17 protein-coding genes are annotated in these 17,152 nt (G+C 58.4%); 8 read left to right on the forward strand and 9 right to left on the reverse strand.

Annotated elements, in window-relative coordinates; genetic code table 11:
• The first annotated feature begins 43 nt into the window (after nt 1-43).
• The gene (locus tag HZ993_RS20735) at nt 44-928 is read left to right on the forward strand and encodes a LysR family transcriptional regulator (RefSeq protein WP_209394593.1); all 885 of its coding nucleotides are present in this window, start codon (nt 44-46) and stop codon (nt 926-928) included.
• Between the two features lie 7 nt (nt 929-935).
• On the opposite strand, the gene HZ993_RS20740 is transcribed toward HZ993_RS20735, so the two are convergent.
• From HZ993_RS20740 to metK, 5 genes are all read right to left on the reverse strand, one after another.
• Nucleotides 936-1,895 carry a TerC family protein gene (locus HZ993_RS20740; RefSeq protein WP_209394594.1) on the reverse strand — a complete coding sequence of 320 codons (960 nt, stop codon included), beginning with the start codon at nt 1,893-1,895 and terminating at the stop codon, nt 936-938.
• A 199-nt stretch (nt 1,896-2,094) separates the two neighbouring features.
• Nucleotides 2,095-3,939: a hypothetical protein gene (locus HZ993_RS20745; protein WP_209394595.1), complete on the reverse strand. Its 1,845-nt coding sequence runs from the start codon at nt 3,937-3,939 to the stop codon at nt 2,095-2,097.
• Between the two features lie 3 nt (nt 3,940-3,942).
• Nucleotides 3,943-4,446, reverse strand: a complete 504-nt coding sequence (locus tag HZ993_RS20750) for a GtrA family protein (protein WP_209394596.1) — start codon at nt 4,444-4,446, stop codon at nt 3,943-3,945.
• On the reverse strand, nt 4,443-5,687 hold the full coding sequence (locus tag HZ993_RS20755) for a glycosyltransferase family 9 protein (protein WP_209394597.1): 1,245 nt from the start codon (nt 5,685-5,687) through the stop codon (nt 4,443-4,445). The genes HZ993_RS20750 and HZ993_RS20755 overlap by 4 nt, the downstream gene beginning before the upstream one ends.
• A gap of 28 nt (nt 5,688-5,715) precedes the next feature.
• Nucleotides 5,716-6,897 carry a methionine adenosyltransferase gene (metK, locus tag HZ993_RS20760; protein WP_209394598.1) on the reverse strand — a complete coding sequence of 394 codons (1,182 nt, stop codon included), beginning with the start codon at nt 6,895-6,897 and terminating at the stop codon, nt 5,716-5,718.
• Nucleotides 6,898-7,147: 250 nt separating this feature from the next.
• On the opposite strand from metK, the gene HZ993_RS20765 reads away from it, so the two are divergent.
• Complete coding sequence (locus tag HZ993_RS20765; RefSeq protein WP_209394599.1) at nt 7,148-8,014, forward strand: lipid A biosynthesis acyltransferase; 867 nt, start codon at nt 7,148-7,150, stop codon at nt 8,012-8,014.
• Here HZ993_RS20765 and HZ993_RS20770 read toward each other — a convergent pair.
• Nucleotides 8,011-8,925, reverse strand: coding sequence for an alpha/beta fold hydrolase (locus HZ993_RS20770; RefSeq protein ID WP_209394600.1), 915 nt, complete (start codon nt 8,923-8,925; stop codon nt 8,011-8,013). The genes HZ993_RS20765 and HZ993_RS20770 overlap by 4 nt on opposite strands.
• Nucleotides 8,922-9,671, reverse strand: a complete 750-nt coding sequence (gene yihA, locus HZ993_RS20775) for a ribosome biogenesis GTP-binding protein YihA/YsxC (protein ID WP_209394601.1) — start codon at nt 9,669-9,671, stop codon at nt 8,922-8,924. The genes HZ993_RS20770 and yihA overlap by 4 nt, the downstream gene beginning before the upstream one ends.
• A 72-nt stretch (nt 9,672-9,743) precedes the next feature.
• Between yihA and HZ993_RS20780 the strand changes: the two genes are divergently transcribed.
• The 3 genes from HZ993_RS20780 to HZ993_RS20790 all read left to right on the forward strand — a co-directional run bounded on the left by HZ993_RS20780 (nt 9,744) and on the right by HZ993_RS20790 (nt 12,253).
• Entirely contained in the window at nt 9,744-10,406 is a 663-nt protein-coding gene (locus tag HZ993_RS20780; protein WP_209394602.1) for a cytochrome c, read from the forward strand.
• A gap of 177 nt (nt 10,407-10,583) precedes the next feature.
• The gene (gene msrP, locus HZ993_RS20785; RefSeq protein ID WP_209394603.1) at nt 10,584-11,591 is read left to right on the forward strand and encodes a protein-methionine-sulfoxide reductase catalytic subunit MsrP; all 1,008 of its coding nucleotides are present in this window, start codon (nt 10,584-10,586) and stop codon (nt 11,589-11,591) included.
• A gap of 14 nt (nt 11,592-11,605) precedes the next feature.
• Nucleotides 11,606-12,253, forward strand: coding sequence for a sulfite oxidase heme-binding subunit YedZ (locus HZ993_RS20790; protein WP_209398662.1), 648 nt, complete (start codon nt 11,606-11,608; stop codon nt 12,251-12,253).
• Here the strand turns inward: HZ993_RS20790 and HZ993_RS25130 are convergent.
• Entirely contained in the window at nt 12,244-12,474 is a 231-nt protein-coding gene (locus HZ993_RS25130) for a lipoprotein (protein WP_371816946.1), read from the reverse strand. The two genes, HZ993_RS20790 and HZ993_RS25130, sit on opposite strands and share 10 nt — an antisense overlap.
• Here HZ993_RS25130 and cyaY point away from each other — a divergent pair.
• On the forward strand, nt 12,438-12,767 hold the full coding sequence (gene cyaY / locus HZ993_RS20795) for an iron donor protein CyaY (RefSeq protein WP_209394604.1): 330 nt from the start codon (nt 12,438-12,440) through the stop codon (nt 12,765-12,767). The genes HZ993_RS25130 and cyaY overlap by 37 nt on opposite strands.
• Here cyaY and HZ993_RS20800 read toward each other — a convergent pair whose 3' ends face one another.
• Entirely contained in the window at nt 12,768-15,146 is a 2,379-nt protein-coding gene (locus HZ993_RS20800; protein ID WP_209394605.1) for a penicillin-binding protein 1A, read from the reverse strand.
• Between the two features lie 267 nt (nt 15,147-15,413).
• Between HZ993_RS20800 and HZ993_RS20805 the strand changes: the two genes are divergently transcribed.
• Together HZ993_RS20805 and HZ993_RS20810 are read left to right on the forward strand one after the other, a co-directional pair.
• Nucleotides 15,414-16,493, forward strand: coding sequence for a pilus assembly protein PilM (locus tag HZ993_RS20805; RefSeq protein ID WP_209394606.1), 1,080 nt, complete (start codon nt 15,414-15,416; stop codon nt 16,491-16,493).
• Entirely contained in the window at nt 16,490-17,149 is a 660-nt protein-coding gene (locus tag HZ993_RS20810; RefSeq protein ID WP_209394607.1) for a PilN domain-containing protein, read from the forward strand. Before HZ993_RS20805 ends, HZ993_RS20810 begins: the two co-directional genes overlap by 4 nt.
• Nucleotides 17,150-17,152: the final 3 nt, after the last annotated feature.

Below are 17,152 nucleotides of genomic sequence, written 5' to 3' on the forward strand. Positions count from 1 at the left end.
AAAAGCAGATAATTTCTTATCGTTAATCCCAAAAAAACTGACCATGAGTGCCCCTTTCAATTACAAGCATCTGTACTACTTCTGGGTAGTCGCCAAGGAAGGTGGCATCTCGCGCGCGGCGGAAAAGCTGGACATGGCGGTGCAAACCGTAAGTGCACAGGTGCGTGAGCTGGAGCGATCACTGGGGTATGCCCTGCTGAAGCCGGCCGGGCGTGGGTTGGTGCTGACAGATGCAGGGCGGGCGGCCATGCAGCAAGCGGACCACATCTTTCAGTTGGGCGAAAACCTGCCCGCACGGATACGTGACGCGGTCAGCGCGCCCTCTGTGCGTCTGTCTGTTGGCATTTGTGATGGACTGCCCAAGCTGGTGGTGCGTCGCCTGATCCAGCCCGTGGTAGCGGAGCCCCATTTACATCTGTTATGCCACGAGGGGAATTTTGGCGATCTATTGGGTGACCTGGCCCTGCATCGGCTGGACGTCGTTTTGTCAGACCGTCCCGCGCCCGCCAACCCCAACATCAAGCTATACAGCCACGCACTGGGGTCCTCCACCATCGCGTGGTACGGAACGCCGACCATTGCCACTTTGGCGCGGAAAGACTTTCCGGCCTGCCTTGCTGAAGTGCCGCTGTTATTGCCCACGGCCCATACCGCATTGCGTGACCGGCTGGACCTTTGGTTTGAACAGCGTGCGTTACGGCCGCGCGTAGTGGGTGAATTTGCCGACAGTGCCCTGCTCAAGACCTTTGGGGCCAGTGGCATGGGCGTATTTCCGGCGGCCGAATGGGCCCACGACGATCTGCTGACCCACTACGCCGTGCAACGTATTGGACCGTGCGACGGTGTCATCGAGCACTTTTTCGCCATCGGCACAGAAAAGAAGGTGCAACACCCGCTGGTGCAGCGGTTGTTGCAGCCCGCGCTGTAGCCCCGTTTCAGGCCTTGGTACTGGACTTGGCACTGCGTACGCTCAGCACCATAGTCAGCGCCAGGATACCGACCACAACTCCCAGTGAGACCAGTACCGGTATTTTGTAAAAGTCGACGATACACATCTTGGTACCAATGAACACCAGGATCACCGCCAGGCCGTAGTTCAACAGGTGGAACTTGTTGGCTACGGCTGCCAGCAGAAAGTACATTGCGCGCAGGCCCAAGATGGCGAATATATTGCTGGTCAGCACAATAAACGGATCACTGGTGATGGCAAAAATCGCCGGGATTGAATCCACCGCAAAAATGACATCGGTCAATGCAACCATGCAGATCACCATGAAGAGTGGCGTGGCAACTTTCTTGCCGTTTTCTACCGTCCAGAACTTTTCGCCATCGTAGTTTTTGCTCACATGCATGAATTTGCGCAGCAGCTTGAGCGCCGGGTTGTCGTCCAATTCTGCTTCGTGGTCAGCCGCCAGCCACATCTTCACGCCGGTCAGTATCAGGAAGGCGCCAAACACGTACAAAATCCAATGAAACTGGGCCAGCAGCCATCCACCGACCAGAATCATGATGGACCGCAGAACGATGGCTCCGACGATGCCGATCATCAGCACGCGCTTCTGGTACTGCGTGGGCACCGCAAAGTAGGTGAAGATCATCAGGAACAAAAAGATGTTGTCCACGGCCAATGATTTTTCAATCAGATAGCCGGTCAAAAATTCCAGCGACTTGGTGTTGGCTATTTCGGTTGAGCCCGTACTGTCCTTCACCGCCCACCAGAAAAGGCCGTTGAACAGGAAACTGAGTGCGATCCAGACCATGGACCAGTTCAGCGCCTCTTTGACACCAATGTCGTGCGAGCCCTGCTTCTTGAGCACGACAAAGTCGATAAACAGCGACACCAGCACAATGCCACCAAAAGTGGCCCACAGCCAGAGGGGGGCGATCGTTTGCATATAGGACCTTTGAAGTTAGAGATTTGCCACCCAAACAGGGCGACCTACAGGCTGCGTCTGCAAAGTGCGAGCGCGCAGCATGGGCAAAGTCTAGTGTGGTCTCGCCATGTTTACGCTGATGAAATCGTCTAAATACTTCGCAAAAACAAGAATGTTTAGGCGAGTTTTCCTGATGTGCAGGAGTGTCCGGGCGCAGTGTTTACGGCTGGGTGCGGGTGATCAGCCATTCGCGCCGGAACAGCCATTCATTGGGTTGCCACAGATTCTGCAGCGTGACTTCGCCGGCCTTGTGCCGGCTTTTGACATGCCAGCGCGAACCCAGCAGCGTGCAGCGCGGCAGACAGCTCGGTTGGGGCTGGTCCAGGCCTTCTTGAATCCAAACCACGGCGTCAAACTGGTTCAGCAAAAAGTCGAGCCGCTCCACGGGTGGCATCTCGGGTCGGAAGGCCCCGGTGTTGCGGCCCTCTGCGTCATACGGTGTGATATGCGCGCCGGGCAGGACGAAGTGGAAGCGTTCAAACTGTCCGGTAAAACCGTTGGGCACGGCCACGCGTTTGTTTTTGACCAGGTCCTTGACCGCCGCAGCGTAGCCCGCGGTACCGGTGCCCAGGGGTTGCACCATCAGGCCAAAGCTGGCGTACACGGCCAGTACCACCAGCAAAGTAGCCGGTTTGGACCAGCGGCTTATGAGAAATCCGGCGCTAGCCCCCGCCAAACCTATACCTAACGCTATCAAAGTCATAGTAACTTGTTGGCCGGTGGCGATCTGCAGGTCCCCCATGACCCAGGCCACACGCGCAAGCATCACCAGTGCCGGTACCGCAAAGGCTAGTGTGATCCAGAACCAGGCTTTGGCCAACCGGTCCCAGGCCAGTGCCATCGCAATGGCGATGGCGGGCATGGCGGGAATCAGGTAACGCTCGGAGCGCTGGCTGGGGATTGTGAACACGATGAGCCACACCACCAGCCAGGCCAGCAGTACACGCGCGGTGGGTGTCAGTTGCACATAGGTCTGGCGTTGGAAGGCCACCTTGAGCGCCACCCAGCCCAGGCCTAGCACGGTGAAAAACAGCAGACCGGCGTTGACCGGGTAGGCCAGCAACTGCGTCCACATGGGGTAGGCGCCAAACAGCGCAGCGTGCCAGTAGCCCTGGGTGTTCGACATCTTGCCGGCGTTTTCGGCCAGCACAAACTCCTGCCACACCGAGGCCGGGTCCGGGTCCAGCACAAACCACAGCGCAAAAATGCCCAGCGCCAGCGCCGTGCTCCAGGCCAGGCCCACCGTGGCGCGTATGACGAGTGGCCAGGTCAACCGTGGCGCACTGGCCAGCCAAGCGCACCACACGGCCGCGGCGGCAGGTGCTACCAGCGCGAAGGATTTGTAGGCCGAGCCTAGGCCCATGGCAATACCGATCAGCGTGAAGGCGCGCCAGTTGAGGTCGAGGGTCAGGAGTGTGTGCGCCAGAGTGTTCTGCGCAGGTAAAGGAGGAGCCCGCACAGCGGGCGGGGGACACGGAGCAGAACACTCTGGCGCACACACTCCCGTGGGGGAGCCGCGCACGCGCAGCCACAACACCCACCACATGGGCAGGGCCAGCCAGAAAGTCTCGGGCGCTGAGGTCAGGTAGGCGCGGCCGTAACGGAAGGTGGAGAAGAAAAAAAGGTACAGCGCCGCCGCAATACAGGCCGTGCGCAGCTGGCCACTGATGCGGTGGGCAAAGAATGCCAGCAGCGCAGCCGTGGCAAAGGTATAGGCCACACTGGGCAGGCGCAACGCGAACAGGCTCCAACTTTGGCCCCAGTTGCCGGCCACCATGGCCTGCCAGAACAGCAGCGGCGGTTTGGTGTTGCGCGTGTCAATGATCTCGGACTGCAGCGGCAGCCAATGGCCACTCTCCGCCGTCATGCGGGCGATGTGGATGTAGACCATCTCATCACCATTGGTGGGCACATAAGCGCCACCCAGGCCCAACAGGTATGTCAGCGCCGCCGCTGCCACAAGGGCCAGCCAGAGCCAGGGGAGGTGGGCGCCGGGTCGTTGCACGACCTACTCCTTATGGCGCTTGAAGGTCCAGCGGTCGTTCGCCAAAAAGTTGCTGACGCTGGCGGCCAGGATGGCAATGATGTTGGCCACGCGGTAGTCCATGGAGCCCGACAGCAGCAGCGTCAACACATACTGCAGGCCGCTGCCAAAAGCGGATGCCGTGGCGTATTGGCCGAATTCGGTGGCCAGCAGGCGCAGGCTGACGGGGCCGGGGCTTTCTTCCTGCTCCAGCGTCTTGACCCGGTCCGACCAGGTCCACAGGCGGTTCCAGGTGAAGTTATTCAGCGTGGCCAGGCTGATGGCAACGGCCAGCGAGATGTAGGGCTTGTTGTAGGCCGCTTCGATGTGGTTGAAGATGTACTCGTGCCCAATGTGCAGCATCGTCAAATTGACCACCGTGCCGCTGGCACCGACGATGCCGAACTTGATATAGCGGTAACGCTCCAGCAAACCCAGTGCCCACAGTACGGCGCGTTGCAGCGCCGTTGCCTTGCCTGCGCCGCTCATGCCAGGGCGGCTGCGTCGGTGTTGCCGCGCAGAAAGGCCAACGCATCAGCCAGCACGGGGTCTGGTTTGATCCGCTTGAGGCATTGGTTGTCGCCATCGCAGAAAGTCAGGCGGTGGTTGTAGGCTGACAGGCACGGCGAGCAGGCAATGCCGCTTTCCAGTACCGTGTTGCGCGAGCCCAGCGGGCCGTATAACTTGCCGGTCTCGGGACCAAAGAAGACCATGGTTTGTATCGGGGTCAACGTCGCAAAGTGGCCGGGGCCGCCGTCGTTGGTGATCAGCAGGTCGGCGGCGTGCATCAGCATCAGCAGTTCACGGATGCTGCGGGTGTAGCCGGTCAGGTCTATGCAGGCGTCGTTGCGGATTTTGGAAATGAGGTCTTTGGCGAGTTGGGCATCGTCCTTCAGACCGATCAGGCCTACGGCGAATCCTGCAGCACACAGGCCTTGGGCGACGCGTGCGTAATGTTCGGCGGGCCAGGCCCGCTCGGGCAGGATGCCACCGCCAGCGTACATCAGCACCAGTTTTTTGCCGGACTTCACGGGATGGTCGGTGACCAGCTTGGCAGCGTAGGCGGCCAGTTCGTCTTGCGTGAAGGCCACGGACAGTTCGGTGTCCCTGGGCAGGCTGCGAATGGGCGCCGCCTTGTTGCGCGGCATGCTGCCGGCCGAATCCAGCGCGTCCACCAGCGACAAAAACTGCTTGCTGATGTGCTGGTAGGGGTTGTACGGAATGGCGTGGTTGATGAAACTGCCGCGGTACAGGCCCTCTTGGGTGTGCGGCGTAAAGCCCACCCGCACCGGCGCGCCGGTCGTGAAGGACAGCAGGGCGCTGACGCGGGAAAACAGTTCGCAGTCGATCACCGCATCCAGGCCCAGGCGGCGCATGGCCAGGCTGACTTTGATGATGTCGCCGATCAGTGATCCACCCGAACTGTCGTCCAGGCTGTGCATGTACTGTGGCTGGGTCAGCTGCAGCAGCTTGGTCACTTCCTGGTTTTTCTTCAGCTGCAGGATGTGGATGGCCGCGCCCGGGTACTGCCGGCGCAGTTGCGCAAACATGGGTCCGGCCAGCACGATGCTGCCCATCTCGGACAGCAGGATCACCAGGATGTTCTTGGGTGAAATCGCCAGTTGGGGCGGCGCACTGAAGAGCCCCGTGAAGCGCACCCAGGCAGACACCGCACCGCACAGAAGCTGGCCTACCCAGCGATCAATGAAGCGTTGTGTCTGGAGTTTCATGGGTGCGTGAGTGCCCGTCAATGGCCGATTACAAGCCAGCGGCTGCACGCAGCGCTGCGGCCTTGTCCGTACGTTCCCACGTGAAATCAGGCTCTTCACGGCCAAAGTGGCCGTAGGCCGCGGTCTTTTCGTAGATGGGGCGCAGCAGGTCCAGCATCTGGATGATGCCCTTGGGGCGCAGGTCGAAGTGTTCGTTGACCAGGGCGGCGATCTTGTCATCGGAGATCACGCCGGTGCCTTCGGTGTACACGGTCACGTTCATGGGCTTGGCCACGCCGATGGCATACGCCACCTGGATCTGGCACTGGCGTGCCAGGCCTGCCGCCACGATGTTCTTGGCCACATAACGTGCAGCGTAGGCGGCCGAGCGGTCCACCTTGGAGGGGTCCTTGCCAGAGAATGCACCACCGCCGTGGGGGCAGGCGCCGCCGTAGGTGTCCACAATGATCTTGCGCCCGGTCAGGCCGCAATCACCCTGCGGGCCGCCGATGACAAAACGGCCGGTGGGGTTGATCAGGTATTTGGTGTCCTTGAGCCACTCTTTGGGCAGCACGGGCTTGATGATTTCTTCGATGATGGCTTCGGTGAACGAGGCCTTCATCTTGTGCATGGTCTCCGACTGGTCCGGGCTGTGCTGGGTGGACAGCACCACGGTGTCAATGCTGTGGGGCTTGCCGTCCACATAACGCATCGTGACCTGGCTCTTGGCGTCCGGACGCAGAAAGGGCAGACGGCCATCTTTGCGCAATTGGGCCTGGCGCTCCATCAGGCGGTGGGCGTAATAGATAGGCGCTGGCATCAGCTCGGGGGTCTCGTTGCAGGCGTAGCCAAACATCAGGCCTTGGTCACCGGCGCCGGTGTTCAGGTGGTCGTCGGACGCGTGGTCCACGCCCTGGGCGATGTCGTTGGATTGTTTGTCATAGGCCACCAGCACGGCGCAGCCTTTGTAGTCGATGCCGTAGTCGGTGTTGTCGTAACCGATGCGCTTGATGGTGTCGCGCGCCACCTGGATGTAGTCCACATGGGCATTGGTGGTGATCTCACCAGCCAGCACGACCAGACCGGTGTTGGTCAGGGTCTCGGCGGCCACACGGGACTTGGGGTCCTGTTTAAAAATCGCGTCCAGGATCGCGTCAGAAATTTGGTCCGCGACTTTGTCGGGGTGGCCTTCAGAAACAGACTCGGAGGTAAAGAGGAAATCGTTCGCCATGGTTGCTTGCTCCAAAAAAACATCAAGTCGCGTTGCTTGGGCTTTGGGGCTTCGGCGAACGCTTTAGCAGAATTGTCGATATTGACAAGGCACAATGGCAACCCAATCCAGAATCACCACCGTGTGTGTCGCCCTGCAAGTAGTTCCGTAACTCAGCGACCGCGCGATTTTATCCCAGTCCGATTGCCCTGTAAAAAATGCTGTCCTTCTTTTGTATGCCAGTGATAACCCTGAGTAGGGGTGCGCGCACGTGTTGACCCGTGCTGTCTTGCGGCTGGTGGTCTGGATGGGTTATCTGCCGCTGTTTGTGCTGCGTGCCCTGGGAACTGCGCTGGGCTTGTTGCTGTATGTGCTGGTTACATCCCGGCGGCGGGTGGTGGTGACCAATTTGCATTTGTGTTTCCCTCAGTGGTCCGCGGCCGAAGTGCGCGCCCAGACCCTGCGGGTATTCATCCATTTCACGCAAAGTTGGCTGGACCGTGGTTGGCTGTGGTACGGCCCGGCACGGTACACACGCAAGCGCTTGAAGCTAACCGGTGCGATTGAAGAACTGGACGGCAATGCGCCAACGGTCATCTTTTTGCCCCACTTTGTTGGGCTCGATGCGGTGGGCATGGCATTGACCCAGCAAACGGCGCGCCGGTACACAACGATCTACACCAACCAGGCCAACGTGATTTCTGACGCCTGGATTCTGCACGGCCGCAAACGTTTTGGTTCCATGCGACTGTTTGGCCGTGTGGACGGCGTCAAACCCATCGTGGAGGCGCTGCGCAAGGGCGAACCCTTGATCCTGCTGCCTGACATGAGTTTTGGGACCGAGGACTCGCTGTTTGTGCCGTTTTATGGCGTGCCAACGGCCACGGTTCCGTCCTTGTCCCGGTTTGCAAAACTGGGGCGGGCCAAGGTGGTGCCCATCCTTTCCAGGATGACCTCTTACGGTTATGAGATTCAGGTCTTGCCGGCGTGGACCGATTTTCCGTCGGGTGACCTGTTGGCCGATACCGCATTGATGAATGCGCGGCTGCAAGACTACATCGACACCATGCCGTCCCAGTATTACTGGGTGCACAAGCGCTTCAAGGACAGGCCGAATGGGGAAAAGCCGCCGTATTAAACGTTGCCCAAGAAGTCCTGCAGCAACCGGGTCACCAAAGCCGGTTGTTCATGGATGATCCAGTGTGTGGCATCGGGGATTTTGTGCAGCGTCAGATCGGGCACATATTCCTCCAGTCCCTCGATCAACACGGGCGGCAGAGCTGTATCGTCCATGCCCCAGACCACCAGGGTTGGCAGTGTGATGGTCAACATGCTCTGTGGCAGGTCAACGGCCGCAGCGGCCGGGTCTTCGGGCCGGGGTGGCCGCAGAGGGGATGACCGGTAGTAGTTGCAACCGCCGCGCAGGCCATGTGACCACACCCCGCGGTATTGGTCTTTGACCGCTTCCGTCAACCACGGCGTTGCCCGGTTACCTGCAAATTCGTGGGTTAGGAAGTTGAACAAACGGGCGAAGTCGTTTTCTGTCAGCGAGGCTTCTGCATCGTCGCGCACCAGGAAGTTCATGTAGGCGCTGGCCGCTTGCTGCGCCGTATTGTTCTTGAGCTCGCGCAAAAAAGTGCCGGGGTGCGGCGAATTGATGATGGCGAGTTTGCAGGTCAATTCTGGAAGTTGGTTGGCAAAGTTCCATGCCACCGCACCGCCCCAGTCGTGGGCGACAAGACATGCCAAGGCTTGTGTGCCGCCGGTCTCTGCCGCCACCAGGGCCGCTATGTCCTGTACCAGGAATTTGGGGCGGTAGGCGCTGACCTCGGTTGGGCTAGACGACTTTTCAAAGCCGCGCATGTTGGGCGCCACGCAACGGTAGCCGCCGTTCTCAGTTTTGGAGAAATGTTCCAGCAGTGCGTCCCAGACAAAGGCGCCTTCGGGAAAACCATGCAGAAAAATCAGCACCGGCCGCCCGGGCGTTCCGGCAGCCCGGCAACTCAAGGTGATGCCGTGGGGCAATGCCTGCTGGTAGGTTTCAATCATTCGTCCGTGTCGGCTGCGGCTTCTGGAATTTCAGCTTTGGGTGCCTTTTCGGCCTTGGCCACCGGATGCGCCCATTTCCACAACAACTGGGCCACTTCGTCTATGCCCTTGCGTTTTGGGGCAGAGAACAGCATCACCTCACCCCCACCGGCCTGCAGCTTGGTGATCGACAGGATCTTGGTGGCTTCACTGCGGGTCAGCTTGTCGGATTTGGTCAGGATGATCAAAAATTTGAGTCCTTCCTGCACGCGGGGTCGGATCACGTCGAGCAGGATCTCGTCCAACTCGGTCAGGCCGTGGCGTGGATCACACATCAGCACAATGCCGGTCAGGTTCTTGCGGGTGATCAGGTAATTGGCCATGACCTGCTGCCAGCGGATCTTGTCCTGTTTGGGCACGGCTGCGTAGCCGTAGCCGGGTAAGTCGGTCAGGATGGCGTCGGTCACACCCTGCTTGCCCAGGGCAAACAGGTTGATGTGCTGGGTGCGCCCCGGCTTTTTGGAGGCAAAGGCCAGCTGCTTTTGTTGCGTCAGCGTATTAATACAGGTGGATTTGCCCGCGTTGGAGCGGCCCACGAAGGCGATTTCGGGCAGGTCCAACGGTGGCAGAAAATGCAGTTCTGGAGCAGTGGTCAGAAATTTGGCGGTGTGCAGCCAGCCCAAGGCGATGGCCGCAGGGGTCTTTTCACCATCCCCAGCCTTGGGTGCGGGGGGGGTAAAGCTAGTGGAGTTTGTGTTGGTAGTCATGGAATAAGGCGAGAGACCCGAGCCGCATTGTAGAATGCCCCCTGTTTTGCCCACTAGACCTACAGCAGCACCATGAAGTTGATCGCCCAATTGCTCATCGCCGCCACTGCGGCAGCCTCGCCCATTTTTGCCTTCGCTTCTACAGCCGCTGCGCCCGCATCGGCACCCGCTGCACAGGCTGCAGCGCCGGTGGTGAAGCCAGACCTGGCCAAAGGTGAAGCGGCTTTCGGAACGGTCTGCGCGTCCTGCCATGGTGCGGATGGCAATTCCGGCACCCCGGCCAACCCCAAGCTGGCGCAACAGCACCCTGAGTACCTGGTCAAGCAACTGCAAGAATTCAAATCGGACAAGCGCAGCAACCCCATCATGAAGGGTTTTGCCGCTACGCTGTCCGACCAGGACATGAAAAACATCTCCTACTGGCTGGCCAGCAAGCCTGCCAAGAATGGCGCTGCCACCGACAAGACCATGGTGCAACTTGGTGAGCGTATCTACCGCGGTGGCATTGCCGACCGCCAGGTGCCTGCCTGCGCTGGCTGCCATAGCCCCAATGGCGCCGGTATTCCTTCCCAATACCCCCGTGTGAGCGGTCAACATGCGGACTACGCTGTAGCGCAGTTGATTGCCTTCCGCGACGGTGGCCGCAAGAACAGCCTGCAGATGAGCCAGATCGCTGCCAAGATGAACGACCGTGAAATCAAGGCGGTGTCTGACTACATCGCCGGTTTGCGTTAAGACCATCGGTTGATACGGCTGCGCGGGGTTCTTTGCGGAACCAAACGCCAGCAACCATCCCTAAAGGGGCAGATGCATCGCAGGATGGGTCTGCCCCTTTTGCTTAGGTGTAAGAAATGGGGCCTTCAGTCGACTAAGTTTTAGCCGACCAAGTTCTAAACGAGGAAATACCCCATCATGCTGATCAAAACCCAAGGCAACGGTTTCAACCACCCACTCTCCAGCGAAATCACCGCGCAATCCCACTACGAGAAACGGCGCGACATCCTGAAACTGATGGCTACGGGTGTGGCTGGCGGCGCAATGGCTACCTGGGCGTCCCGCCAAGCATTGGCACAGGCTGCATCACCGATACCGCGACCCGGCAAACACGCTGTTTTGAGCGCACGGGCTTCTACGGTAGCGGGGGCCACAACCATGGAAAAGGCCACGGCCTACAAAGACGCCAGCAGCTATAACAATTTCTACGAGTTTGGCACGGACAAGTCAGACCCCGCGGCCAATGCGCACACGCTGAAGACCAGTCCCTGGTCTGTGGAGATCGAAGGTCTGGTCAAGAAGCCCGGCAAGCTGGCGCTGGAAGATTTGCTCAAGCTCAGCCCGATGGAAGACCGTCTGTACCGCCTGCGCTGTGTGGAGGGTTGGTCCATGGTTATCCCCTGGGTGGGGTATTCGATGGCCGATCTGATCAAACACGTTGAACCATTGGGCAGTGCCAAGTATGTGGAGTTTGTGACACTGGCCGACCCCAAGACCATGCCTTTTGTCGGTTCCCGCGTGCTGGACTGGCCCTATGTGGAAGCCCTGCGTTTGGATGAGGCCCTGCACCCACTCACCTTGTTGACCTTTGGCATGTACGGCGAGGTGTTGCCCAACCAGAGTGGTGCACCGGTGCGCCTGGTCGTGCCCTGGAAGTACGGTTTCAAGAGTGGCAAGAGCATTGTCAAGATCCGCTTCACCGACAAACAACCGGGCACAGCGTGGAACAAGGCTGCCGCCAACGAATACGGCTTCTACTCCAACGTCAACCCCAATGTGGACCACCCCCGCTGGAGCCAGGCCACTGAGCGACGCATCGGCGAAGACGGCTTGTTCGCCAAGAAGCGCAAGACGCTGATGTTCAACGGCTACGAAGCCCAGGTTGGCCAGCTGTATGCGGGCATGGACCTGAAGAAGTTTTTCTGATCTGCACCGTGTCCATGCGCGCACGCATCAACCACTACTTGTCCAGCCGGTTTGCCAAGCCATTGGCATTTGTTTTGGGGTTGCTGCCGTTGGTCTGGCTGGTGATAGCGGCAGTTTTTGACTGGCTGGGCGCCAATCCGGCCGAGGCCCTGGAGCGGTCCACGGGGGACTGGACCTTGCGTATGCTGTGTGTGGTATTGGCGATCACGCCCCTGCGCACCGTGGCGGGTTTACCGCCGTTGGCAAAGTTCAGGCGCATGGCGGGCCTGTTTGTGTACTTCTATGCGGTGCTGCACCTGTTGGCGTACAGCTGGTTTGATATGGGGTTTGAGGTGGCCGAGATCGCCAAGGACATCGTCAAACGGCCCTTTATTCTGGTGGGCTTCACCGCAGTGGTACTGCTGACACCGCTGGCGTTGACTTCCTTCAACCGGGCGATCAAGGCCTTGGGGGGACGCCGCTGGCAGATGCTGCACCGGCTCGTGTATGCGGTTGCAGTGCTGGCCGTGGTGCACTTCTTCTGGATGCGGGCCGGCAAGAACGATTTTGCGGAGGTGGCCGTTTACGCCGTCATCCTGGGCAGCCTACTGGCCTGGCGGGTGGCGCAATCCATAAAGAAAAAAGGCCTTAAGCCCCCGTCAGTACTACGTAGTCAGCTATAAAATATATAGCTAATGCCAGTGGTGGCCAATGGCGCACTCGCCGCCGGTTTGGCGGGCTTTGGCGGTGGGGGCAAATACAGCGATCCCGTCTGGCCACAACCCGTCAGCGTTGACATACAGGCACCAAGGACAAGCGCACTGACTAGAATTTGCTTTGCGATCAACATGGTGAAAATTGTACGTAATGACTGATTCTGAATACATGGACCGCGCCGAAGCATTGCTCAAGGCGGTGGAAACGGGTTGTGATCGCATCAACGACGAAACCGATGCGGATCTGGACAACCAGCGGGTAGGCGGCATGGTAACCATTACCTTCGCCAACCGCAGCCAGATTGTCATCAACCAGCAAAAGCCCTTGCACGAAATCTGGATGGCCACCAAGGCCGGTGGCTTCCACTACCGTTGGCTGGATGGCGCCTGGCAAGACACCAAGGGGCAGGGCGAGTTCTTTGCGGCGCTCACCCAGCACGCAAGTGGTCAGGCTGGCCAAAGCTTGCGGTTTGCAGCCTGATCAATTGCGAAACAGATCCAGAATCCTGCTCTTTTCTTCTGCCGGTGGCAGTGGAACCGTCAAGGGTTCAGTTTTCTCATCCATGCCCACGCCTGAAACACCAGAACTTCTGGCGTATTCCTCGTAAAACCACTCATTGCCCACATGGATCACACCTTCTGGTGCAGTGGGCTCGCTGACCGGAACGCCCTTGAGTGCGGTTTCCATGAAAGAAATCCATACCGGCAAACTCAATCCCCCTCCCGTTTCCCGATCGCCCAGTTTTCTTGGGGTGTCGTAGCCGATCCAGGTGACTGCGGTGAGTGTGGGGTTGTAGCCTGCAAACCAGGCGTCCATGGAGTCATTGGTGGTGCCGGTCTTTCCATACACGTCGGGGCGCTTGAGCGTGGCTTGCGCGCGCGCAGCGGTGCCTGAGCGGGTGACTTCCTGCAGCAAGCTGGTCATCAGAAAAGCATTGCGGGCATCAATGACCCGCTCAGAATCCGCCAGGCTTGGCGGTTTGGACTCAACCAGGACTTTGCCGCGCTGCTCAGTTACTTTGGAGACCAGCCATGGGTTCACGCGGTAACCTCCATTGGCAAAAGTGGAGTAGCCGACCACCATTTGCATGGGCGTGACCGAGCCGGCGCCCAAGGCCATTGTCAAATAGGCGGGATGTTTCTCTGCATCGAAACCGAAACGTGTCACCCACTCTTGGGCGTACTGGGTACCGATGGAGCGCAGGATCTGGATGGAGATCATGTTTTTTGACTTGGCTAGGCCTCGGCGCAGGCTCATTGGTCCTTCAAATGTACCGTCGTAGTTCTTGGGCTCCCAGGGTTGGCCGCCGGTCACGCCGGCATCAAAAAACAAGGGCGCGTCATTAACAACGGTTGCGGGCGTAAAGCCCTTCTCTAGCGCGGCAGAGTAGATGAACGGCTTGAAGCTGGAGCCGGGTTGGCGCCAGGCTTGCGTCACGTGGTTGAACTTGTTTTTGCGGAAATCAAAACCGCCCACCAGGGCCTTGATCGAACCATCGCGTGGATCAAGGGCGACAAATGCGCCTTCTACTTCGGGAAGTTGCGTGATTTCCCAGGTGTCTTTGACGGTCTTGGCGACACGGATGACGGCGCCTCTGCGCAGTTTGATGTTCGGAGGCGCTTTTTCCGAGAGGCCGGACTGTGCGGGTTTGAGGCCGTCGCCCACTATTTCCACCAAAGCGCCACCCTGGCGCATGGCCTTTATTTTTTTGCTATCAGCCTCCAGTACAACAGCCGCCATGACATCGCCATTGTCCGGGTGGTCTTCCAGCACCTCGTCTATGGTCTCTTCCATTTCGGTTGGCTTGCTCGGCAAGACCACAAATTTTTCCGGTCCCCGGTAAATCTGCCGGCGCTCGAAGTCCATGATGCCGCGGCGCAGTGCTTTGTAAGCGGCATTCTGGTCGGCGGTGCGCACCGTGGTGCGTACATCCAGGCCCCGTGTGTAGGTTTCGTCGCCATACTGGTTGTACATGAGCTGACGCACCATCTCGGCGACATAGTCCGCATGGACATGGGTATTGCCGTTGCCGGACTTGATCTTCAACTCCTGCTCTTTGGCGGTCTCCGCTTCTTTGGCACTGATGAAACCGTTCTCCAGCATTCTGTCGATGATGTGGCGCTGCCGTATACGCGCCCGTTGCGGGTTGCTGATAGGGTTGTACGCGGAAGGTGCCTTGGGTAGGCCCGCCAGCATGGCGGCTTCTGCAACCGTGATCTCTTTCAGCGGTTTGCCGTAATAGGCTTCGGACGCCGCTGCAAAGCCATAGGCTCGGTTGCCTAGGAAGATCTGGTTCATGTAGATTTCCAGAATCTGGTCCTTGCTCAGCATGTGCTCCAGCTTGAAGGTCAGCAGAATCTCGTAAATCTTTCGGGTAAATGTCTTCTCAGAGGACAGGTAGACATTGCGCGCCACCTGCATGGTGATGGTCGATGCACCCTGACTCTTGGCCTTGCCAACGTTTGCCAGCCCGGCGCGTATGACACCCAGATAGTCCACACCACCGTGTTGGTAAAACCGGGCATCTTCAATGGCCAACACCGCATTGGTCATCACCTTGGGAATTTCAGCAATCGGCGTCAGGTTGCGCCGCTCTTCACCAAATTCCCCCATCAAATCTCCCTCTGCAGAATAAACACGCAATGGAAGCTTGGGGCGGTAATCGGACAGGTCGGTGATGTCCGGCAGATTGGGGAATGCCACGGCCAGCGCAATGGCAATCATCGCCAGCACAGAAAACGCGCCCGCAAGCATGACGCCCAGGGCCCACAACACCGAACGAACGAGCCAGTGCGTGGAGCCCTTTTGTTTATGTGGGGTCGATGGGTCTTTGTCAGATTGGCTGGAAGTGGAGGGCATAAGGGGCGGGTAGGGGTTGCCGTTGCATTATAAAAATCCGGTCCTGGACAGTCCGGCGTACGGGCCATACGCATTGTTGCCCGTTCCAGTCCTGGCTGGAAAATCTGCGGTCAGATTTTGGTAACGGGTAAAAACCGTCTGCTTTTGGCAACGCTTGAAACAGCTTAAAACAGAAAAAACCTTTGCGGGACAAGGTGCTTACTGATAGCATTGAAGTGATTTCTTAAGTCTGTCCGGTGCTTGACCGGTATGTTTCAGGGGACCGTTTTGATCTCATTGGGGTCGTTTTTCAGTCGCCAACCGGCTTCCATGTTCGGGTTGGATATCAGTTCCTCCAGTGTAAAGCTGGTGGAGTTGGGGCGTGACAAAGCCGGTAATCTGGTGTTGTTGTGTTGTGCCATCGAGCCGCTGGAGCGCGGATGGATCACGGACGGCAATATTGAAAAGTTCGAAGAAGTGGCCAATGCGCTGAAGCGGCTGGTCAAAAAGAGCGGTACCAAGACCAAGAATGTGGCGATGGCCTTGCCACCTTCTGCCGTCATCACGAAGAAGATCGTGTTGCCCGGCGGCATGTCCGACCAAGAATTAGAGCAGCAGGTTGAAAACGAAGCGAATCAATACATCCCCTTTCCCTTGGACGAGGTGAGTCTGGACTTTTGTGTCATTGGCCCCAGCGCTACCTCCGCAGGCGATGTCGAGGTGCTGATCGCAGCCTCCCGCAAGGAAAAAGTTCAGGACATCCAGGGCTTGGCAGAGGCTGCCGGGTTGACCCCCGTGGTTGTAGATGTCGAGTCTTATGCGTCTCGCCTCGCGGCAGGGCGTCTTATTGAAAATTTGCCCAACAAGGGCGCCGGTTTGATCGTCGCCCTGTTCGAAGTGGGCGCGCTGACCACCAGCATGCAAGTGCTGCGGGACGACGAGGTCTTGTACGACCGGGACCAGGCCTTTGGTGGTGCACAGCTCACGCAATTGATCGTGCGCCAATACGGCTTTTCCCAGGAAGAAGCCGAAAGCAAAAAGCGCAGTGGTGAGTTGCCAGAAGACTACGAGGCGGCTGTTCTGCGTCCATTTATCGAGACCATGGTCCAGGAATTGGGTCGCGCACTGCAGTTCTTCTTCACCAGTACACCGCACAACAAAGTGGACTACATCATGCTGGCGGGTGGGTCCGCAGCCTTGCCGGGACTGACCGCGGCAGTGACACAACACACGACATTCCCTTGCAGTCTGCTCAATCCTTTTGACGGGATGGAAGTAGGGGATGGTGTGCGCTTGAAGAAAATGACCCGTGAGGCGCCGTCGTATTTGACGTCGTGCGGTTTGGCTCTTCGGAGGTTTGCGCAGTGATACTGATTAACCTCTTGCCGCACCGCGAGGCGGCACGCAAACGGCGTAGTGATGTTTTTAATGCTTCGCTGGCGGCGTCTGCACTTTTTGGTGGTTTGATTGCGGGTGCGGTGTTTTTGTGGTACCAAGCAGCCATTTCTGCCCAGCAGGGTACCAATTTGACGCTGGAAACCGAGATCAAACGCTTGGAAGGTCAAATTAAGGATATCAGTGGACTAGAAGCTGAAATTGCCGCCTTGCGTGCGCGCCAACAGGCCGTTGAGGATCTGCAGTCGGATCGCAATTTGCCAGTGCATTTATTGACAGAAATGGTCAATCAATTGCCAGATGGTGTGTACATCTCCAAATTGGTGCAGGTCGACCAAGTTGTGACACTCAATGGCGTAGCGCAGTCCAATGAAAGGGTGGCGGAGTTGTTTCGCAATCTATCCTCCAACACGCCTTGGTTTACCAAGCCTGAATTGGTCGAGATCGTCACGGGAACTGTTGCGCTGGCGCCTAAAGACCAGCGTCGAGTGTCCAATTTTACGATCCGGGTTCGTTTGGTCCGGGCAAGTGATGCAGCAAAGGCAGCCAAGGCTGCTGCAGCCTCTGCTCCTTTTGCTGGTGCGTCCGGTCCAGTACAGGCTGCCTCAGCCACGGCAAAGAATTTGTAGGAA

It is taken from the genome of Rhodoferax sp. AJA081-3 (assembly GCF_017798165.1).
Classification (GTDB): Bacteria; Pseudomonadota; Gammaproteobacteria; order Burkholderiales; family Burkholderiaceae_C; genus Allorhodoferax.